The 22,463-nt window shown below is 36.2% G+C and carries 20 protein-coding genes; 2 read left to right on the top strand and 18 right to left on the bottom strand.

Annotation, left to right across the window (positions count from 1 at the left end; all coding sequences use genetic code 11):
* Positions 1–252: 252 nt before the first annotated feature.
* From QA601_10700 to QA601_10645, 12 genes are all read right to left on the bottom strand, one after another.
* Positions 253–1,239 carry a glycosyltransferase family 2 protein gene (locus tag QA601_10700; protein MDG5815551.1) on the bottom strand — a complete coding sequence of 329 codons (987 nt, stop codon included), beginning with the start codon at positions 1,237–1,239 and terminating at the stop codon, positions 253–255.
* Positions 1,236–2,237: a polysaccharide pyruvyl transferase family protein gene (locus QA601_10695; protein ID MDG5815550.1), complete on the bottom strand. Its 1,002-nt coding sequence runs from the start codon at positions 2,235–2,237 to the stop codon at positions 1,236–1,238. The genes QA601_10700 and QA601_10695 overlap by 4 nt, the downstream gene beginning before the upstream one ends.
* Positions 2,237–3,343, bottom strand: a complete 1,107-nt coding sequence (locus tag QA601_10690) for a radical SAM protein (GenBank protein MDG5815549.1) — start codon at positions 3,341–3,343, stop codon at positions 2,237–2,239. Before QA601_10690 ends, QA601_10695 begins: the two co-directional genes overlap by 1 nt.
* Positions 3,344–3,404: 61 nt before the next feature.
* Positions 3,405–4,928 carry a hypothetical protein gene (locus tag QA601_10685; GenBank protein ID MDG5815548.1) on the bottom strand — a complete coding sequence of 508 codons (1,524 nt, stop codon included), beginning with the start codon at positions 4,926–4,928 and terminating at the stop codon, positions 3,405–3,407.
* Between the two features lie 1,042 nt (positions 4,929–5,970).
* Entirely contained in the window at positions 5,971–6,204 is a 234-nt protein-coding gene (locus tag QA601_10680; protein ID MDG5815547.1) for a hypothetical protein, read from the bottom strand.
* A 510-nt stretch (positions 6,205–6,714) separates the two neighbouring features.
* Positions 6,715–6,882, bottom strand: coding sequence for a DUF2442 domain-containing protein (locus QA601_10675; GenBank protein ID MDG5815546.1), 168 nt, complete (start codon positions 6,880–6,882; stop codon positions 6,715–6,717).
* A 343-nt stretch (positions 6,883–7,225) separates the two neighbouring features.
* On the bottom strand, positions 7,226–7,786 hold the full coding sequence (locus tag QA601_10670; GenBank protein MDG5815545.1) for a DUF4143 domain-containing protein: 561 nt from the start codon (positions 7,784–7,786) through the stop codon (positions 7,226–7,228).
* Positions 7,729–8,367, bottom strand: coding sequence for an AAA family ATPase (locus QA601_10665; GenBank protein MDG5815544.1), 639 nt, complete (start codon positions 8,365–8,367; stop codon positions 7,729–7,731). The genes QA601_10670 and QA601_10665 overlap by 58 nt, the downstream gene beginning before the upstream one ends.
* A 622-nt stretch (positions 8,368–8,989) precedes the next feature.
* Positions 8,990–9,274, bottom strand: a complete 285-nt coding sequence (locus tag QA601_10660) for a hypothetical protein (protein ID MDG5815543.1) — start codon at positions 9,272–9,274, stop codon at positions 8,990–8,992.
* Between the two features lie 567 nt (positions 9,275–9,841).
* Positions 9,842–10,012 carry a hypothetical protein gene (locus tag QA601_10655; protein ID MDG5815542.1) on the bottom strand — a complete coding sequence of 57 codons (171 nt, stop codon included), beginning with the start codon at positions 10,010–10,012 and terminating at the stop codon, positions 9,842–9,844.
* A gap of 122 nt (positions 10,013–10,134) precedes the next feature.
* A complete protein-coding gene (locus QA601_10650; GenBank protein ID MDG5815541.1) occupies positions 10,135–11,250 on the bottom strand; it encodes a glycosyltransferase family 4 protein in 1,116 nt (371 codons plus the stop codon).
* 73 nt (positions 11,251–11,323) lie between these two features.
* Complete coding sequence (locus QA601_10645) at positions 11,324–12,820, bottom strand: capsule assembly Wzi family protein (protein ID MDG5815540.1); 1,497 nt, start codon at positions 12,818–12,820, stop codon at positions 11,324–11,326.
* 277 nt (positions 12,821–13,097) lie between these two features.
* Here QA601_10645 and QA601_10640 point away from each other — a divergent pair, with 277 nt between their 5' ends.
* A complete protein-coding gene (locus QA601_10640; GenBank protein MDG5815539.1) occupies positions 13,098–13,778 on the top strand; it encodes a hypothetical protein in 681 nt (226 codons plus the stop codon).
* Positions 13,772–14,902, top strand: coding sequence for a glycosyltransferase family 4 protein (locus tag QA601_10635; GenBank protein ID MDG5815538.1), 1,131 nt, complete (start codon positions 13,772–13,774; stop codon positions 14,900–14,902). Before QA601_10640 ends, QA601_10635 begins: the two co-directional genes overlap by 7 nt.
* On the opposite strand, the gene QA601_10630 is transcribed toward QA601_10635, so the two are convergent.
* From QA601_10630 to QA601_10605, 6 genes are all read right to left on the bottom strand, one after another.
* A complete protein-coding gene (locus tag QA601_10630) occupies positions 14,883–15,983 on the bottom strand; it encodes a glycosyltransferase (protein MDG5815537.1) in 1,101 nt (366 codons plus the stop codon). The genes QA601_10635 and QA601_10630 overlap by 20 nt on opposite strands.
* A gap of 27 nt (positions 15,984–16,010) precedes the next feature.
* Positions 16,011–17,096, bottom strand: a complete 1,086-nt coding sequence (locus tag QA601_10625; protein MDG5815536.1) for a hypothetical protein — start codon at positions 17,094–17,096, stop codon at positions 16,011–16,013.
* 150 nt (positions 17,097–17,246) lie between these two features.
* On the bottom strand, positions 17,247–18,407 hold the full coding sequence (locus tag QA601_10620) for a polysaccharide pyruvyl transferase family protein (GenBank protein MDG5815535.1): 1,161 nt from the start codon (positions 18,405–18,407) through the stop codon (positions 17,247–17,249).
* A gap of 69 nt (positions 18,408–18,476) precedes the next feature.
* Positions 18,477–19,781, bottom strand: coding sequence for a Coenzyme F420 hydrogenase/dehydrogenase, beta subunit C-terminal domain (locus QA601_10615; GenBank protein MDG5815534.1), 1,305 nt, complete (start codon positions 19,779–19,781; stop codon positions 18,477–18,479).
* A complete protein-coding gene (locus QA601_10610; GenBank protein ID MDG5815533.1) occupies positions 19,781–21,238 on the bottom strand; it encodes an oligosaccharide flippase family protein in 1,458 nt (485 codons plus the stop codon). The genes QA601_10615 and QA601_10610 overlap by 1 nt, the downstream gene beginning before the upstream one ends.
* Before the next feature lie 53 nt (positions 21,239–21,291).
* Entirely contained in the window at positions 21,292–22,353 is a 1,062-nt protein-coding gene (locus QA601_10605; protein ID MDG5815532.1) for a Wzz/FepE/Etk N-terminal domain-containing protein, read from the bottom strand.
* Between the last annotated feature and the right edge of the window lie 110 nt (positions 22,354–22,463).

The following is a 22,463-nucleotide window of genomic DNA, read 5'->3' as shown; positions in this document are numbered from 1 at the left end:
AATTATGACTATTTTATAGAGTGCGTTTTAAAAAAAGTGCGCTAAGCAAAAAATCTAACTACAGGGGGTTTTGTACTGTGCTTAGCGAGGAATTGCCTTTACCGGGCCTACCTACTGGGTGACCAAACAGTACCATACGATTCATTTGCAGATAGACACGATACTCCAATAAGTTTATGACACATAATAACATACTGCCAAGTACTCTCAACATTTAATTTATTCCAATAGCTGTGCAGGTTAATTTGTACCTCAAAGCACATTTAACAGCAACCTTTTTGACAGCCCTCTGATAGATCTGGTGTTTGGCAAAAACAGAAGAAGTAATAGAAATGTTTCACACACAGACAATCGTTTCAATGATGATTTCAGGTGTGAAACTATTATTTTTCGGTACTGTTTTATATACTTTTGTGTATTATTTTTTGAGCTGATTTGCCTGATGCATCTGTTTATAGACAAGTATATGTATTTCCTCTGCAAGTGGGGCAATACATCATCAATGTTTTCAGATAGTTCAGTTAGTATTTTGTCCCACGAAGAAAGTACTGAATTCAGCTTATTTGACTGTATGATAGATCCAGGTACCACATAGTGGTAATAGGTATATTCCTTACATACAGCTATTGAGCTGATTTTTTTTGCTACATAAAACATCCAATGCTCGTCTTCATAAATGATACCCTCTCTAAAATAGAGGTCATTTTCCTGCAAAAAGGATCGTTTTATTAATTTATTCCAGGCATTGACAGGTATTCTTGGAATTTCTAAGAATCTCTCCTTTATCCATAATTTATCATCTGAATATTCCGGGAATTTCAGATGCTTTACGTCTCTCCACCTATCCCCGTAGCCGGTTGGAGTTACAGTTCGTGTATTACCCTGTACCATTTCTACACCAGGATAGTTTTTTGCCAAACTAACCAGTAGCTCTAAGCTATTGGGTGTAATTTCATCATCACTATCTAAGTAATAGACATATTCCCCTAAAGCTACTTTAGTACCTGAGTTTCTGGCAGCTGATAAACCTAAATTTTTTTCATGTTTAAATATTTTAAAGGAAATTGGCCCATTATATGAAGTGATCATATTTTGTAATAAAGTATTACAGCTATCAGGAGAACAGTCATCCACGAAAATGCATTCGATATTCTTATAGCTCTGATTGGCTACAGAAACAAAACAACGCTCTATATATTTTTCTACGTTATACACTGGCACTACTACAGAAACCTTCATTCTTTTCTTCCTTTAAGTAACATCTCATCTTTTTTGATAAACTTTATATGTTTATAGTTTTTTAACCATGTAGTATAAAAGGTGCTGTTTTTTCCATATGAATTATCAAAAAAGGTCACGGGTTTATTCAACAAAACTGCTAATATAGCTCCATGCAATCGGGTCGAGTATACATATTGGTACTCACTGATAAATTGAATGCCAAGCTTAAGAATTTTGGGCATAAAAATTTTTTGAGCATAAAAATCAGTCAGTTTATTCATAGTTTTGGGGAATACATTTCTTCTTGTAAGAGCTGAAGTAATTTTTTTACACCAAAACAACATCTTTGTATGGAACATAGGTTTTTCCATACTGGGCCATTCGCGTTCTTCCACTCCATTATGATCAAAAGTATAGTTGTTTTGGTCTGGGCTTAACTGCTCCTGATCTTTTCTATTTATAAACAATGATTCTTTGTGAGCTGCGTTCTTATATTTATTTATAAAATCCCTGGAGATACAAAATGCCATATCCGGCATTAATACAAGGTGATTCTTAGAAAAATATCTGTTCAGAAGCTTAAACGTAGTAGTATCTCTGGCACATAATGTTAAATTCTTATGCATGCTCATCAGGTGAGCATCACTGTGCATGGTTTGAGAGGATTTGTAATAAACAGTTTGCGGTAAAATTATTATTCTGTTTTCAGGATAGTCTTGAATGATTTTGAGGCTAAATTTTGTGTGACGACGCCATATATCCCCAAAGTTCCCCCCCCCTTGCAAGAGTATGATTACGTCACTGGATATTTGTGGTTTAACATAATTTTCAATAGAAGATTTGTAGATACATTTATACGGTAAGGTCTTTAACATATCTTCCGTTCCCTTCCAAATCAAAACATCTCCGATGTTGGTATAGTAAGGGAGATCGAGAAATATGTAGTCGCTGTTTATTAAACTACTTATTTTTTCGGTAATCTGTTGTTTAAGTCCAATTATTTCTTCAGTACCCATTATTTCCTCTTTAATCTTACAATTAATTTAAACCACCTTTTACACTCAGACCTGACTTTTAAGATCAACCAAAGAAGTCTGTATTTCATAGTACAATACTGTTTTCTAAACCAGGTATATTGTTGATTGTCATCGAATAGCCTTTGATTTAAAAACTCCTCCATTTTTGGAGTATGCCATTTAGCTTCAACTCTGTTTCTTAACTGACCATAAGATTGAGACCAAAGGGAAGGAATCACTCCCAATGACATAAAATGGCTGGAATTAAAACAGTACAAAAAGGGACAATTACAACCAATCGCTTCAAATTTAATTGGCTTACTCAGGTCATCAAATATGTTCTGTACTATACCAAATCCATAGCAACCAGAGAGCTTACCTGTTGCTATGTTCAGCTTTGCGCTCCATTCACCTGCATAGCAAAACTCTTTTCTTTTCTTCATGAAATTTTTTAGAGTGAATTCAAACAATGGGGAATCTGCTTCTCTTGACTTAGATACATACTCCTCTTCGGGTTTTTGGGTCAGTATTTTATAATTGTTGGGAAGACCCGATTCATCCCTGGTCAAAGCCACCTGAGGTAACGCGCCGGTGTTGGCAATCACCTTTTCCTTGATCTCATCCCACACAGGTAAATACTCATCACTCATATTAACTTGTACTAGATATGAACAACCTGCATTTTTAACCATATTGATGTTTTTAAAGAAAGTTTCAAGTTTATTGGTTCTCTTCAGCTCGCAATAGTGCAGAGAAAAAGAAAAGTGAAGCCTTTCCAAATACTCATTCTTTAAAGTTATTATCTCTTCAAAACGAGAAATCAACGTACCATTGGTGGTAAGGTTAACAAAATGTCCTTGTTTTAATATATTTAAAACTATTTGTGGTACTTCCTTTGGTATAAGCGTTTCCCCTGAACCTGTTAAACTTACAAAAGATACCCCCCCTAAACGTTTAACACTTAATGCTTCACCAATATGTTGCGGTGAGTATTTAAATTGTAGTTGTTTTTTTTGAGAAAATCTGTTCTGTTGTTCTACATAACAGTAACTACATTTTAAATTACAGGTAGTTACTGGTATTATACATTCTATAAATCTTTTCATTTCATTTTTATCCAATTATTAGTGCTGATTTTCCCGCTATCTTTTTATTGTTGTTTCATTCTTAGGACTGTGTTTTTTTGATAAACGATCGAACTCCAGATAAAAGCCAAAGCCTTTCTGTATCATTCAATCCAACAAACCAAATGCTTAGCATCGTCGAAAAACAACATACAATGGAAATCATTATGAAACTCTGCCAGGTTTTATCTACCGTAGTGTATACCAAATAAGGAGGAATGGAGGACAATACAACAACAACGGCACAAACACTTAAAACCGACAAAACAAATTTCTTTACTGAAAATTCAGGAATTTTACTTTTTATAACAGTCACTCTCAAAAAAATTGCACCTATTGCTAACAGTATTGAAACATAAAAAACGGTTACGGGAGGATATCCTCTGTTTAAAAGCAAATATGAGATTGGCAAGTTTAATAACTGCATCCCTCCAACCACTAACTGATATTTCCTAACATCTCCTGTAGCCTGTACAGATGCAGTCATAACATAAGCAAAAGAATCGATAAGCGAATTTATTATAAGCAATTTCGTAAAAATGACTGTATAACGTGGAACTTCAACTAACCACAAATTAAGTAAAAGTTCTGTATGGAAAAGTAATGGTAAACTCATTAAAAGAACCAGAAAAAAGGAAAATTTTGCCCCCCTCCCTACAATACTGTTCATTCCAATGATATCACCAACTGCATATTTTTTAACGATTTGAGGATTCATGGCAACGGTAAACTTTTGGGTAAAATTATTTAACATAGCCCCTACCTGATAGGCTATACCGCGAGCAGCATTAACAGATGGACCAAAAAATATATTCAGTAAGATATTAACACCCTGAGTTTTTAAGATACTTGCACTGCTTCCAATGAAACTCCATGCGGTATAACTGATAATTTTTATTTGAATTCCCTTATCGAGTAACGGTAACAAATGATACCCGGTAATATTGCGTTTACAATAATTATGATAAATAAAGAAAACAACTATCTGTGATAGTTTTATCAAAACTGCATACACTATTAGCTTGTCGTGCTTTGTATAGATTAGTACTATGGCAACGATAAGTTTTATCACAACATCGATTATACCTAAATACGCAAATGCTTTCATTTTCTCTGTTGCTATTATCAGAGAAGAAAGAGGCACCCGAACTATCGATATAAATGCCCCAAATACGGAAACATGGAAAACCCAGAGTGCAGCAGACATACGCTCCGGTGGAATGGTAAGATGATTTCTAACAAACCATACCCCAAACGTTTCAAGCAGAATTACGATCAAAAGTGCATATACCAGATGGATAGTCAGAGTTGAACGAAACACCTTTTCTATGTTACCATCTGTACCCCTGCCCAGTTCAAAGGAGAAAAAGCGTGAAGAAGCTGCTGCCAGGGTATTATTCATAAAAATCATAAGAACCACAAAACCACCAACCACAGTATAGATACCATAGTCGCTTGCCCCCAGTGCTTGCAATACAATTCTGGAAGTAAATAAGGTAACCCCCATTACCAGCAGTAACCGAATATAGAGGGCCAGAGTATTTTTTGCAATTCGGGTGTTACTCATTTTTCCTGTTAACCTTTAATTTTTGTACCGATCTGCAGGGAATAATTTTCCACAATTGCAGTTAAGGACAATTTCGGTGCGATATTTAACGTTGAAAGTAAGTTGCGACATTTCGTTCTTCTACAGGTACTGTTACCATGCAAATGTAGCACTTTTTACCCATAACTTCATAAATGTATTGCAAGTCTTTATTTTAACTAATTTTACATCACTGTTTTCACATTTTCAAGCAAACTTATAAACGGGGATCAATAAGTGTGAAACGATGCACATTTCAGGAGTAACGACACAAACTGGGGATCGGGGTACAGCTTTTAAAGAGATTCGTGGTACTTATGGAGAGACTTAGGAACTGCGAAAACATCTGTAATTGGTCTCATGTAATTAAAAACTAACCTCTGAATTTCTGGTCCTTCTCTTTTTCCGTGTGTTCCGTGATTTCAGTGGTTGTTATTCTTAGGGTGGTTAACCACCGAAGGCACGGAAGTAGGAAAGGAAATAATTTTAGAGAACTACTGACCTACTTACCTCTGAATTTCTGATTCTTCTCTTTTTTTCGTGTGTTCTGTGGTTTCAGTGGTTGTTATTTTTAGGAGATTAACCACGGAAGGCACGGAAGTAGGAAAGGAAATAATCTTGGAGAAATACTGGCTTACTAACCTCTGAATTTCTGGTTCTTCTCTTTTTCCGTGTGTTCCGTGATTTCAGTGGTTGTTATTCTTAGGAGGTTAACCAAGGAAGGCACAGAACACACGGAAAGAGGAAAGGAAATAATCTTGGAGAAATACTGGCTTATTAATCTCTGAATTTCTGGTTCTTCTCTTTTTCCGTGTGTTCCGTGGTTTCTGTGGTTGATATTCTTAGGAGGTTAAGCAGTGGAGTAATCGCGGGGTTTTTCCGCCGCGTCCTCATCGAACAGTTCTTACAGATTTCCCGTATACGGCTCTCCCATAGACTTCTCAGAAGGTGCACGCAACAAGCTCGCGTGGACTATCATAGCGGCACCAGACCCAGATCTCTTAGGTGCTTATAATAGCTCACCTCACTCCATCCCAACAAATGCGCGAATCGCTTCTATCTCAGACTGCTGTTTTGTGAGCAGTTCATTCTGTAACGCAATCTCAGCAGACTGCTTTTCGTTCACACTCTTCAACTCCTCAATAATTGCCTGCTGCTCCTTAATCGCCTCCAGAAGCACTGCTGTAAGCTTATCATACGAGAGTGACTTGTAGCCTTCATCATTGGTATGCACTAGTTCTGGCAGTACCTTTTCCACTTCCTGTGCGATAAAACCAATCTGGGGACACCTAAGAAAGCGCTGCGATGGATCTGTAGCAATAGTCAGAATAGCTAAAAAGCTACTTTAAAGAATACAATATGTATGGCTTAATGAATTGTGAATATGTGCATGGTCTTGTGTCAATAGAAAAGGAAATTCAGCATAAGAATAACCGTTCAGATTGATATTCTCTGTGTAGACTGTTTGGCTTCGTTTGAGTGGGATATAACCCCGTTTTTCTGAGATTGCAGCTGCACATCTCAAAAGTTTAATGATACATTCAGCCCGTATTATAAAACGGTGACTGTTTACCACAGGCTGAATATTTAATTTCTGAATGGATCAGACACACGTTACACCCACATATTAAAAAGTAATATGGATGCGCGTAATGGCTTAGTTATGCCCTTAAAAGGAGGCCTATGGGTATGTTTTGCAAAATTTTAAAAAAGTGGTTGTTTTTTTTACATAACAGCGAAGTCGAACTGTCCGCGGCATGCGCCCAGATTAATTTCTTTTTGCATTATCCACGGTCTCTTCAACTGAATGCATTTCATGTTCAATGGTATCTGCACTGAAATCCTGTTGGTTAGGCCAGGATATTCCGATAAAGAGGGGCTTTACCTGTTTGAAGTAGTTTTCATCTTTTAGTTCAGAAAAAAACTCCCTTATCAAGGTAGGAAGTTACATCAAAAATTCCTTTTTTTCCATTGGAGAGTTCCACATATAATTGGTAATTCTTAAGGGCTTTGACATTGATTACTTTCAGCATTTTCCCCTCCTATCTCAAAGGCTCAATTTTAAATATCTCACCACCTTCTATGGCGATATTCCAATCAGCCATCAGGTCTTCATGGTGAATCTCAATCCACGCCTGAACAAGTCTTGCTTTTTTAGTTGGGATAGAGCCTCCAAAATATCCCCAGTCTCTATTGAGAAAACAGCAATTTCACCAGAGTATTCAGGCTTTGGCATAATACATATTGTGCTTTTTTGTTATCAAAAACCGACCGGTATATCAAAGACTTGGCATACTCTTTATCTCATTAAATGGAATAACCTTAACATTTTCCGATAAAGAATATGATATAGGCCCAGGATAGATGACAAAGACCTCTTCCAGCCCTAAGTTATCCAGCGCGATACGAATTGACGGAGTAATTTTTGGCGCATCGGCTCGTTTACACTCCACCCCTGTAAGTTTACCCTCCTTTTCCAATATCAAATCAATTTCGGCATTGTTGTGTGTTGCCCAAAAGTAAGACTCCTCAGGTTTATACAAATTTATTACTTCCTCAAGAACGTACCCTTCCCAGGATGCCCCGCATCTGGGATGGCATAATAGCTCTTTTTCGGTCCTTATACCAAGCAGATGATGCAGCAACCCCGAGTCTCTGAAATAAATTTTGGGCGATTTCACCTGGCGTTTCTTGATGTTTGCATAATAGGGCTTAAGCTGTCGTACCATAAAAATATCTGATAAAATATCCAGATATCTCCTTACGGTACTCTCTCCAAATCCTAAGCTTCTCGCAGGCTCTGCTGCATTCCATATCTGACCATGGAAATGAGCAAGCATTGCCCAGAACCGTAACATTGCAGTTGACGGAATACTAAAGCCCATAAGCCTGATATCTCTTTCAGAAACAGTTTTGATATAATTTCGCCTCCATATATCGCTGTTACTGTTGGTATCAGACAAAAAAGAGAGCGGAAAGCCCCCCGGAGCCAATGATGCATATGCTTGTCAATGCCTGCTTCAGAAATCGAAAAGCCCTGCATTTCGATGATCTCAATACGACCGGTTAACGTTTCCGATGATCTGTTGATCAAATCCGGTGAAGCACTTCCAAGTATCAAAAACTTGGCGGGTAAAGGATTACGATCACAAAGAACCCTTAATACCTCAAAAAGATCCGGTTTCCTCTGAATTTCATCTATCACTACAATGCCTTTTAAATCCTTCAAACCCGTCATTGGTTCGTCAAGCCGTGCAAGACTCAACGGATCCTCAAGATCGAAATATTCCAGCGAATCTACCGAAACAAACTCTCGGGCTAAGGTAGTTTTGCCACACTGCCTTGGACCTACTAAAGCAACAATTCTGCTGCGCTTCAGAGCATCAGTGATCTCTTTTTTTATGCTTTCTCGTGTAATCATAAGATAAAAATACACCATGAAATTCCTCCACACAATGGGGTTTTTTCATGGTAAATATGGTGGAGATACGACAGGTGGTTACCCAAAAAAATTACACCTGAAAGAAGATCGTTAGTTTCCTCTTTATTTTTTCCCCTCGCTCTTTTTTAATAAATGATAGAGAATAAAACGTGAATCCTTAGAGCCCGATAAAAGGTCTCCTCATCGGGCTCTAAGAGCCGAATTTCGGCGGGAAATCTGAAACTTTTGTCCTTTGTAGCTCAATTTCGGCAATTAGACTGATAAATTCTGGTCCGACCCCGGTTCTGTCTGGTCCGAACAAGTGTTTTCAAGAGCCAAACTTGTGGTAAACAGGCTCTTAGATATGATTTAAACACATTAAATATTCCTTATCACCTTATGTGTGAAACTCCACTATTTAATCTTGTGTTCTAATCATCAATTTGGCTCTGCTGCCAGGGTATGAGGGGTATTTAAAGTGGTCTGGATCTTTTGCTTTGGCATTCAATCTGCAGTTTAGAGTAATCTTGAGGGGCAGTTGTTTAAGGGATGTAATCACAAAACTGTGAAAAGTACTATTTCCAATGAAAATATATAGGCTTACAACACAGATAGATTATATTTACTTTAAGCGTATGTCGACTCTAAGCAATGAGGCTAAAAGTAAAATATAGGCCTTAAGTTTAAGTTTGTTATACCGTATTACCTTGAACAGATGCTTCCGGGCAGATGAATACTGCTGACAAAAATAATACACTCTCCCCATTTCCCAGTTGTATGAAGCATATACTCTGTTTTTAATTGTAGGGATTTTGTCCAGTTCTTCATTCCATTTCTTTAGAAACAGATTCCAACCATTTTGCTTCTTTTCAACATTTCTGCTTATTCTGTTTTGATGCAAGCGCATACCAGCCAGGTACTCTTTTTCTTTTAATCGTCACTGTTTGAAGGGTAACACCGATAATTATTAGCTCCCAATCACTGAAAATCAGAGAAATTTCATAAATTTATTGCAAGTCTTTATTTAACTATTTTCACATCACTGTTTTCACAATTTCAAGCATACTTATAAACGGGGACCAACAAGTGTGAATAGTACCTTTTTCAGAAGAAACGACACGAACAGGGGGGCGGGGTACAGCCTTTAATGAGAAATGTGGTATTTATGGAGAGACTTATGCTCTCTTTTTGCGAAAACATCTGTGATGGGCACCATGCAATTAAAAACTGTCCCTATTGGATTACCTGGTGAGTAAGGAATTTTAAAATTTGGGGCTTAAGTATTGGCCAGAAAACTCAGGAAGACCAGACTCTAAACAGAATTTCTGTGATATCATATCTACAAAACTCGAGCATAAAATGAACCGAAGTACTCTTTTTGAGGCTTTCCTCTACTCAGAATCCCCTAACACATATAATTTATGTGATGTTTTTTTGAGTTTCATAGGAAAGCCTAGCCTGTTTTGATCGCCAATCAGATTAGAGTGCGAATAGCGAAAGGCGACTGTAACCCTAAATAACTTTTTTGGAAATCGATCTCTCTTCTCTGGGCCTCTATTTCCTCTCTTTGCTCTTCAATTATCTCCTGTTGCTCCTTGGTTGCCTCCACAAGGACTTCCGTAAGCTTATCGTAAGATTCGCTCAAAATAGGGACTACATCTCATGCTACAGCAGTGCCGGGAGCGTATCTTAATACAGTATCATGATAAAGAATTTTGGTTTAAGTGAAACAAAAGCAAGAGTTATAAATGAATGCAACAAATCAAGCTAAATAGGGGCATTTAAGATAATATTCATATAAGTAGAAACGATTTCATTTTCATCAAACTTTTCCAATGCAAGTCTCCTGGATTTATTAGAAAATTGTGCATACTCCTTGTCTGAGAGATGACACATTTTGGTTATCTTTTCATAAAGATCGTCCACCGATCCTGGTTTCACAAGATAACCATTCTGACCTTCCGAAACAGTATCTCTGCAACCCTTCCAATCAGTTGTAATTACAGGCATACCACACGCAAGACCCTCAAGTAAAGACCTGGGAACCCCCTCATTATATGTTGAGGGCAGTAGCATACAATGTGCTTGCGATATAATTTTTTCTATATCGTCTACGGGGTCGTGTAATTTAATGCTACCTCTATCTGCTGCCGCTTGCAGTTCTTTGTATAGCTCAATTGATTTAGGACGATTTTTATCTACAATCCCTACAATATGGAATTCAGCCATATTCAGAATATTTGGATAAAGCTGAATTAGGGAAAGTATTAGCCTATACCCTTTTTTCTCAATTACTCTTCCAACAGTAAGAAAGCACATTTTGGTATCAGAAAACTTTTTCCCTTTTGCGGGATGGAACCTTGCTATATCTACCCCGGAACCATTTATTCTTATACTGTTTCGAGGACTTACTATACTCTTTTTTATGAATGAATTCATGTCCTCCTGATTTTGGAACAAAATTTTTTCTGACTTACTAAGAGATACCTTAAAAAGCAGTTGTAATACTTTCGAAAGAAGAGAGTCCTTATCAAATCCTTCTCCCAGACCAGAAATATTTGTAACCTGCTTAGTTTTCTTTGGTTTAACAAGTGCTGGGTATATGTTACCCTTTGGGGTAAACGTTAATAAGTAGCTTGGATTGACTTCTTTGAGAATATTTTTTATACTTATTAAGGAGATCACCTCTTTTATAATACTAATACTGTTTTGGGATAGTTTAATATTCCTATATTTTGCCCCCAGCGCTTCAAGTTTTTCCGAATAGCTATCAAAAGGAGCACAAACAAAGACTTCATGTCCATTTTCAAGCAGACTCAAAATTAATTTCTTTCTAAAGTTATAAAGATACCAGCTCGTATTGGCAAGCAGCACTATTAGCATCGCACTATCTCAACAAGGTTTTATCCCTGTACTTCTCCAAGTCTAAAAGGGTTCAAAAAACATCATTTAAAGATTAATCTAAGCTGTAATTAAGATTCCATGGCAAACCGATCGTAAGATAGGTATGGAAACTGTGATTAAGTTCTTTATTTTTCACCCAGGGTCTGTAATACATGTTTAAAGAAATCCAATCCCTTGGTAAATAAGTCGCAGAAAGTATAAATGACCAGATCCGATTCGGATCCTCCGGAAAATAAGGTTTATCATCATAGTTTGGTCTTCCATCTTCGTGCCAGGAATCATAAACTGTACCTTCACCCAGAAGCCAGTAATTTGCCTCCACTCTCGCAATTATATCCGGCCTGAAACGAAAAAGTGCTCTTGCATGAAATAGGTCCTGATCATTACCCCAAGGCCACCCTAAGCTTTCACCCCAAAATGTATGGCGATTTAAAACGCTGTAATGCCCATAAGTGTAGTAACTCACATGGGTGTATTCAAGCCCTATCTCACTTAAGATCCCATCACCAAAAAACCATGAACCGCCCAGTTGAAGTGCGTACTTGCTTGGATTTCCAGTGGTATCAAAGTTTGTTATATCATCATTCAGAAACTCTCCATATATTCTTAATGGGTAGAATATCAGGTTAAAATCAAAACCACCTAACAAGTTCGGCGCATTGTCTCCACCCCTTTGACCGACATAATACATCTGAAGAGGATTGGCATAACGGACGAGATCTTGTGAACCATAGAACGAAACTTTCTCATAAATACCAAGCTGGAAATGCTTATTAAATTTAACATCCACCCGATGTGCTGCACCGTATCTTGTGGGGATTTGCTGGTCAGGATTTTCAGATAACATTGCCAATTTTCCTGGAACCCTGTCCATAGAAAAATCATCCCGATCAAATGAAATTTCATCATCGTACCCGGATAAATAGGCTGACATTCTTATTCGATCAGCAAGATCAAGCTTAAAGTGGTAGAAATAAAAGGGTGCATGAGTATGTCCGGAATGAAGAAGTGTACCTTTAAAACCAGGCCCCCATCTCAACCTTTTACGCCCAAAACCAAGCTGTAGGTTTTGATACATAAATGTCAAAAATGCTTCCGGCATTATAAAATCTTTTTCTGACATCCCAGTGATAGGTGCACTTCTATCAGAAATGAATCTTTCAACCTCTATTTCCTGAAAATCGTATTCTGTTGAGCTATTTAGATTGTAAGCATTTAATCTAACTCTTGCATTGAGCCAAGGGGTTTTATACTGACCAATCGCATCGAAGACCCCAAAAACAGCTTTCTTGTCCTGAACTTCTAATGCCGTTGAGAACTTCAAATCAAAAGAAAGCGCCTGTTCCTGTTTAAAAAAATTGAGTGGTAAGTCACACTCAAATATTTGGCCAGGAAGTGATAAAAAGGGTGGCGAAACACTTATTTTTGTGGCAACAGAATTAAGATATTTTTTAGATAATTCAAATCTATTAATGTTCGAAATAACAGAAGATGAATAAACTATGTTAAAACAACTGAGAATATAGAGTAAAATTATCGATTTTTTCATGTGTTTTCCAATCCTAATTAATGTAAGTATTATAAATATAATTAATTGTTTTTTTTTAAGCTAAAACTGTGGATTTAAGTATCTACTTTGTAGTAATTTTTTAAATAAATTATCAAAAGCTATGTTTATGTATATAATTTCCATTACAGTATAATAATATTGCAAACCAGCATTTTAATAGATATGAAACAGTGGTTAACCAATATTTTAATATTATGAAAGAATAAGTATTTTTTTAAACAATTACTTCCTACACAACATAAATTACGGTAATTTTATGGTGACAATTGAATTTTTGGGCTTACCTGGTACAGGGAAAACAACTCTTGTTAAGGAGATATGTAACCGGGTAAATGACTCTGAAAACAGCCTTCATTTTACAAATGCTCTGGAACATTACACAAACTCAGGCAGACATAAGAGACTTTTTATAAAAACGTACTCAGTTATAAATGAAATCCTAACAGATCCACGAAAATTTTTTCGCGAATTTAGGATTATTTATGACTCCGTACAACTTAGCATTAAAGATTTTTTTATTGTTCTCCTAAACTTTTCTTTTATCAGTCATATTTTACGCAAAAACAAAGGTCATATACTGCTTGATCAAGGTTTATACCAGGCTGTTTGGTCAATAAATATCTCTGCTAAAAAGTATGTGCCTATAAAAACTATCATTCCGCCAACTCTAAAGCCCGATTTAGTTTTTTATATTTGCGCTAATGACCATATCATTAATAAACGAATCGAAAATCGTGATGGTATCAATTTAAGGATGAACAAAAAATTAACTGATGTAACAAAATTAAAGAATATTGCTGATCGTATTATTCAAGAAATCGAAGAAAATAACGTTAAAATAATAAAATTGCAAAACAACAAAACTGATCAAATAAAAAGTTTGTCTCAATCAGTTATCGAAACCATCAAAGAACAACTTAAACAGGAGATATGTTGAGAATACTTTTTATCAAAGATAGAATTGGCCCTGGTGGTGCTTCAAAACTCCTCAGAGAGCTATTGCCAAGGTTTAAACAACAAGGCCATTATGTAGAAGTGCTATTCTTAACCACTATAGATGAAAAAGGGTTCATGGCAGAGTTGGGTAACCTAGGAGTAGTGGTAAATCATATTAATAGCAATAAACCATACAGCCCTCTTAACATATTTAGTATAAAAAATCATTTAAAACATGGTCATTACCATATTGTTCACTGCCACTTGTTTCCAACCAGTTATTGGGTTTCTTTTGCTGTAAAACTACTCCGAAAAAAACCAAAAGTTGTGTTTACAGAACATAGCACTCATAATAAACGCAGAGATTTATGGTATTTTAAATACATTGATAAGTTTATATACAAAAGTTTTGATTCTATTATTTCAATAAGCCAAAAAACACAGGACATTTTATTAAAATGGTTAAATGAAGATAGTGATAGGTTTACTGTCGTTGAAAACGGTATAAATATAAATAAATTCAAAAATTCTATCCCGTATAATAAATCAGAAATCAATCAAACTTTCAATGATACTACCAAATTAATTTGTATGGCAGGAAGATTCAAGGCTCCAAAGGACCAGAGAACAGTTATTGAAGCTATGTCTGATTTGCCAACTAATAGCCACTTGATCTTACTAGGCGAAGGTCCCCTTAGAACAGAATATGAAGATCTAGTAAAGAATCTGAGCCTTGAAGGTAGAGTTCATTTTCTTGGTTTCAGAAATGATATTGAGAGGATATTTAAGACAGTTGACATTATTGTACTATCATCTTATTGGGAAGGGTTTGGGCTAGTTGCTGCAGAAGGAATGGCTTCGGGTAAACCTGTTGTAGTAAGCAATGTGGACGGGTTGAGAGAGGTTGTACAAAACGGAGGTGTTTTAGTTGAAAAAGGTAATTCAACTGAATTATCTGATGTTCTAAAAGTGTTAATTTCTAATAAACAATACTATTCGGTGATATCAAAGAAATGCCTACAAAGATCCAAAAGGTATGACATAGAAGTAATGGTTGCTAAATACTTAGAAATATATTCAAACTTGAATGCCTTTCAAGAAAGTTTTATGTGGACATCAAGGTAGAAACTATTTTTTTTGCTCTCAGATCCCACGTATGACAATCTCTTAGTGACATGATTGACTTAGTAGTTTCAATCAATTCTGACCTGTTGCTATTCAGGCGATTGCATATATCTACTATTTCATTATCCCCTGTAACAACCCAACCGATATCATTGTCATTTACAAAATCAGTTGTTGCTGTCCCTGCCGTCGTAATGATTGGCACACCAGCTCCAATTGTCTCAAAAAGTTTATACGGTAATGTGTGTTTCAAATATGGATGAGATGCCCAAAGCAAAGCAAAAATATCAGCATTCTTATACAAATCATCAAGGTCATTTCCGTCTTTATGAACTACTTTGACTTTTGTATAATCAATATACCCGTACATAGACTGATTTAATTCCCACTCTTCTTTTCTGCAGCATATTGTAAGCTCTACATTGTTCAATTTGTTTATTGCTTTGAACAAACCTCGCAAGTCATAAAAAGGCAATTTTATTCCCCCAACATAAAGAAGCCTTAATTTTGAATTTGACACTCCATTTTCTTTCTCTCTTATTTCAGCTCCCGGAGGTAAATCATATAATAATTTTTTAGGCCACTTAGAAGGTAAAATGTCACTCATAGCGAGTGTAGGTATGAATAATTTGTCAACATACTTTCGATAAATAATCCAGTCTAATTGATATAGCGGTAAATTGGTTACTTTTTTTACGATAGAGCCTAGTTTCTTGGGTTGCATCAGATTGTATCGCCAGTGTACATCTCTATAAAACAAAGATATAGGCAATTTAGCTTTCTTGAAAGATATTAGTACTTTTAAATCAAATAATATAGAGGGTCTGATTTTCTTATCAGAAAAAAGGAGGGGTAAATTACAGCTTTCAATATAAACACCAATATAATTGGATCTGTTTTTATTAACATCCACCATAACCCTCTTTAATTTTTGTCTAGATGAACTGCCTTTTCCTGAAATTAATTGCACATCATGTCCGATATCTTTAAGTGCCCTTATCATTCTTTGGGGACGCATTGAACTACCACTGTTTTTCTGATCTTTTATTTCATAAGGCAGATATACAATAATTTTTTTCATATATTTTTAGCTCCTGTAGTATTAATATCAGAAATCTTTATTAGTTTCTATTCTGTGCTTAACTGAACATTTTAAAAAGTTATAAATTATTGGTGTACTGAGAGTAATAATTAATGGAACAACTTTCATGTAGTGCCTAAATGCATGCTCATAATAAGTAGAAATTACAGCAAAACCAGCTATGTTTATAAAAATAAAAAATAACCCAATTCTATTAATCCCACTTGGAAAAAAAGACTTTAAAAATAAAATGAAAAGATTAAAGTTAACATAAAGTACTATGACCATTCGAATGATATCGAAATTTCTAAACTCACCCGCGAAAAAAGGACCAAATAAGCTCTTTATAATCAACTCCACTTTATTAAAGAGAAAACCACTTCCTTGGGACCAAGCTATTAATTCTGAATCCTGGGCTCGCCTTCCAATAAATGTGATGCTATTCCAGATCAGATCTGAAAACTCTGTAGAATTATACAAAAAGTAAAGCTTTGAATGCCCAATTTCTGCCTGAATGGAATAGTATAGAATAAGAGATAGAATTAACGGAAAGAAAACGAAAATGACAAAACTGTGTTTTGACAAAAACCTCTTTTGCCCTGTCAAAAAAGGATAGATCATTGTAACCAAGATGGGTAACAATAAAATTACAAACGCACCATGAAAGATGACTAGGAGTATAAAGTACATTAATATAACTGTAATATATTTTAAGCCAAAAGAATGATTCTTGAATGTGTATAAAATATAGAAAAATAATTGTGAAAGTAGTAAAAGAAGTAGTGTCTCGCGCAATAATATTGCAGAGTTGAATATTAAAGGGGGGCAAAGAGCTATTAGCCACGAAGACATTTTTGCCGAACCAGGTGTTCCCAACAAAACAGCAGTTTTATGCAACGACACTACGACTAAAGTGCCTAAGACTGAATTGAAAACCAGTGGAGCAAAAACAGTGTCTTTTGAAACAAGCATGACCAGTCCCAGCAGCCATGACCAAACATAGGACTGAGTGACATCAAGGTTCCCTACAAGCCCAGTCATTTGTACCTGGTGTGCGGTTTCGATAAACCGCCCAATATCAGTAGAATTAACACCAGGAAATTCTATACCCATAACATTCAAGATAGAAAAGAACAGTCTTAGTGTTAATGCGATTGTAAAAACGAAGTTAGTTCTATTTTTTCTTTCATATCTCAGAAAGAATCTATAACTGAGAAGAATTGCGAAAAAATTGAACACAATACTGTACATTTGAACGCTTCTCTATTCCGCAGTATTATCTCTAATGCTAGAAATCACCTTATTCCACATAGCTTCTGTTTCCTGCTTTAAAATTATTGTTCTTTGGGCAATCTTTTCTTTTAATCTTGTCTTCGATTGTTTGCCTAAAATCAGTTCCAGTTTTTCGTAAAGCACCCGATCATCTTCTTGAATATCTATTACCCCTTCAGGAATGCCATAGTCTTCAAATAGCATCTGGTATTTGTGGCTCCATCCTGTTGCTAAAGAGGGCACACCCTGTGACAAAGCGCTTACCAAACCATGAAAACGGCCTCCCAAAGTAGCTTCACACATGCTCAGCATTCCTTTTAGTATTAGCGGATTTGGTTCTTCAACTACAGGCAGCTTATTTCCAACCTCTTCATTTATTCTTTTAGCAATTTTCAGATCGCTCCTGCTTTCGTGAATGAGCAGAAATGGTTTTGCGCCTTTTTTCACAAGATAATTAACACATTTTATCAAAAAGGGCAAATAGTTATCTTTTTCTAACCCACCCACTTTGTCTAACATCCTGTAGTTTGGTATAACTGCCACTTTACAATTTTCTGTGTCGAACTCATTTGGTTTAAGACCCTCAATAAGATTTGTAAAATCAGGAGCGATCGATATCTTTTGTTGCTCCCCGGTTACCCCGACCAGGTTTTCATATGATGTCTTATCTCTTGGAAATACCAGCTGAGAGTTTTTAACAGCTTCGTTTATTGCCTTCTTGATAGTACTGGATGTGAATGGTCCGAATGCTTGTGGCAGCATAATCAGTTTAGCGCCATTTTTCTTGAACGTCTTGGAAGCGGATGCAAGCTCACAGCATCGTTGTGCTCCCCACAAATCACTATATTCAAAACCTGCGGAGTCTATTACTACATCTACCTCGTTGTCAATAATGACCCCATACATTTCCCTGAGCTTTTTGGGAATTAATTGAAACAGTTTTCCAAATTGAATACCATGCCTCCACAGCGAAGCCTTTTGATAAAAGCCAAGTTTCGCCCTGTCTAAGTATGGAGCTGAACCATTTGATCCAGTTGGTCCCATGGTAAATTTAGCCTCAGGAAATTCAGTTTGCAGCTTTTCTAAAATAGCATACAGCATAAGCTGTGCACCCTTATTGGTGAACCCTGTTTTTCTAATTTCGATAATCATACTATCTCCAAATTACTCTGGTGTAATGTAATGTCGCAGGTATTACCATCTATAAACACATTTTTATAGTCAGAACCTGAAAACATTTCTGACTATTTTTTTAATCCCCCGGCTTATAAATTTATACATTATCAATCTTCTGTGGTGCCTAAGTAACACCTTCCTGTCTTTAAACTCATTTAATTCTACTGACATTTGTAAGTCTTTGTCTATTTTTCTATTTGAATTCAGATTATTACTGATTTCTAGACTACCATAATCAGGTGTTACTTTCAGTGCTCTGCTCCAGGAAGAAATAAATTGCGTCCAATTTGATCTTTTTTCATCTATTTTCTGCCCCGTAAAGATTTCTTCAGCCTGTACCTTACGCAAAATAACATATCCTTCTCTTTGTGCGTAATCAATGACCTCCCTACCCTTTTGGGTCCTTGCAATTACGGCACTCTCACCACGAATTCGGTCCACATCTTGAATCCCATGGGGATCACAAACAGTTATATCACTGAACACATTCATCTTATCGAAACATACTCTGCATCTTGCAGGAGTAAAGTACTCTTTTATCGCCATACGGTACTTAGGAGGAAGAACAGTCTCTTTACCAGTATTTGTATAAATTACAGTATTACCAGGATAGGATGGTTTAGATTTATCTCTGAATACTATAGATTTGGTGTTGTCATATTCTGAGTAGTAGTAACTCAAATAATCCAAAGCTGAAGTTGTAAGAACTCTGTCGCAGACCAAGCCAATTTTTAGTATACATTTGTTGTTCATTGATTTGAACAAGTCAAAATAATTAAACAAGCCATGAATATGACAGCTTAACCCCACGAGAGCAAACTTTTCATTGGTTTTTTCAATCTTCCTAATGGCTTTCAATATCGGTATGGGGGTATACTTTGATTTTTGTGTTAAAGCAAGTTGTTTTTCAGAACGAACAAGTAGGACATCTCCCCGGGGAGGTACTTGTTTTTTCATAACAGTTAGTATTGCAATATCTATTTTTTGGGTTTTAAAAAGATGACTTAATATTGAAGTGACAACCCCCCCGCTTTGAGAGTTTTCAAATATCTCAAGATTAGTAGCCTTACCGATAAAACATCCTTCAATATTTCCTTTGAAAGGGTCTGGAGGTAGTGACCTTTTTAAGCTCTTTCCAAAACCTAAACCAGGACAAATTTTGAGACAAACCCCACAGTTGTTACATTTACCTTTATGTATTTTGGGGAAAATATAACCACCAACGGTTTCGTAGAATTCAATCGCCTCTGAATTACACGAAGAATAGCAGGCTCCACAGCTGTTACAAAGGTAATTTTTTACAACAAATGAAATGTTGTTATTATTATTTAATAGTTTGTTATTACACATTATTTTATCATCAATTTTAAAAGATTAATCGCTTCCCTATCTGTATACATAGTTATGGTCGGCATAATTATTACACCTGTCAGGATTAAAAGGGTAGAATTGACAAGGTAATTATTACTACCAGATAAGAACATATTAACAGAAACAATTGCACCTGCCATTAACAAAACCCGCATTGACACCCTTAAATATAACCCAAAATGTTTAGCCGGAGAAATCTCTAAACTTTTATTTACCATAACCTGGAGTGAAAAAGCCTTTAAAAAACAATAACCAAAATAGCTAAATAAAATAAAATCAAAACCTATAGGGCCATATATATATAGTACGGTCAGATACATGGAATTTATTATTACGTCTAAAATTAGTACCCTTTTAGATTTCCCAACAGAATATAGCAATGATGTTGCAAGGTTAGCTGTTAATACAGTTGGTATAGCCGCAATCGAAAGGACTTGAAATGGTAAAATAGCTTCAGACCAATTTTCTCCAAAAATAGCGGGCACAAGATTACTTGCAGTTAAGCATATACCTACAAAGATAGGTATCCCTGTGTATGAAACAGCCAAGGTGATATTTTTGTATGCCTTGCCAAGATTCTTCCGACTACCATTAATTCGTGAAAACAGTGGCAAAAGGATTTTAGAGAATGAAGAGCTAACAAGTGTAATAATCTTGTCAAGTGTCTCTTTTGCTAAATGGTAATATCCTAAAACTTCCGGAGCGAGAGTAACTGCAATAAATAGTTCGTCCGACCTTCTTGTGAAATAAGTGAAAATACGTTTAAGCGCAACAGGGACACCAAAAGAGAAAAAGTAAGACAAAATACTTAGATCTATGCTTTTTTGTGGTTTAAATACACCAAGCCGAAATACTAGCACTATCAATCCAACAGTACTTATGAATGTAGATATCAGCATTGCATATACAACCGATAGCGCTCCCATGTTGAGCATAAAAAACACTAAAAGAAATATTAAGGTTAGAGATCTTTGAGCAATTACAATTATAGATGGACCTTTGTAAATAAGTTCTCTATGAAGCAGAGATCTGAAAAATTGATTGACTTGAGCAAAGAAAAACAAGGGGCTGCCATAAACTAGCAATTTTGCTGTTCCTGGGACGTTTGTCTTTTGTTCCAGTATGCTTGCAGTAAAAACCATAATTGTTACACCTGATAACCCCATAATTACTGACAACAAAAACAATGTGCTTTTTTCTGCTTGGGTCAAATTCTTTTTTTGTATAAGAGTTTCTTGCATCCCAGCATTTTCTATTACTTGCAGAAAGCCATAAACCAGCATGAACATTGCAACCGAAGCAAGTTCTGATGCTAGCATGTAGCGTGCTTTTACAACCTGTAAAAGGGGGCCTATCAAAGCAGAAAGTACAGTCATCCCAGCAGTCCAGCGCAAACCCGTTACTGCACGTTTTTTTATGTTTTCTGCTTGTCTCAAAGTAATTAGATCCCGATTAGCCTACGCAATTTTTCTATTGGATGAAATAAAAGTTATCTATTATGACCATCTTTGGATTGTACTGCGCTGGTAATAAATGGCAAAGTATGGGCAAAAATAGTTCCTATCAATCCTAAGAAAATTCCGCCTATTAAAGAAAAAATGACAAGCTGAGTTCTCCTTGGACGACTTCTTCTCACAGGCACATCAGGATTTCGGACCACCTGAACAAGCGTCTGATCATCCAACTCTTCGATCCTCACCATTTCATACTGCTTTTGAAACTGAAGGTAAATTTCCTGATTAAGAGTAACCTGTCTCTGTAACCTTGCTTCCTCCAACTGTATTTGAGGTGATCTACTCATTAGATTTCGTTCTTTAAAACGCACAAGAGCATTTTCACTTCGATTAAGATCATTCCGCACCTCCTTAATTCTCTCCTCAATAAACTCTCTTTTTTCCCTAGCCTGACTCTGAAGAGAATTCCTAATATAGTTACTTACATATTCAAGGGTATACCTGTTAAGTTCATAGGCCAACTGAGGATCAGATGCATTGGTCGTAAGCGTCAGAATTCCGGTTCTAACATCCCTGTTTATTGTAATAAACCGCCCTCTGCGCACCCGTTCAATTTTTTGCATTTGGTAGACCCGTTCCCAGTTGCCAACAGTAGAATCAGGTTCAATCTCAAGGATCTGTTCAAGATGTAAGGAGTCATTACCAAGTGGCCATTTACGCTCATAAAGAGATGCAACAAAGTTATAGTCCTGAATTACCTTATCCAAATACTCAGAAGGGTCTATACTACCACCACTCCCCATGGATATACCTGCCATTGAAGCTAACTGGTTGAGATTGCCTCCCCCAGAGCTCCTCCCTGTTTTAGTTATAAAATGTGCACTGGTAGAAAAAACATCAGGAGCATGCAAAGCATAGATAACCCCAGCAGCTGTAGCCAGCAGGGTACATATAACAACGATCCATTTACCCTTCCATATTATCAAAATCAAATCAATAAGTGAAATTTCATCAGAAACGCTATTTATTGTGGAATGAGAACCACTGTTAGAACCAGAAGCACTGCTTTGTGAGCTGTGATTTTCTTTAACTTTCATTTTTTTCCAGGAGTTTATGTTTTTAAGAGTAACTAATAACTGATTCAATAAGGATTTACTATAAAAATAGTTAGCAACTCTGCTCTTTTGCTAATTTTAGTCAAAATTCT

The sequence above is a fragment of the Chitinispirillales bacterium ANBcel5 genome, assembly GCA_029688955.1.
GTDB lineage: Bacteria > Fibrobacterota > Chitinivibrionia > Chitinivibrionales > Chitinispirillaceae > Cellulosispirillum > Cellulosispirillum alkaliphilum.
This window is presented reverse-complemented; position numbering and strand designations above follow the sequence as displayed.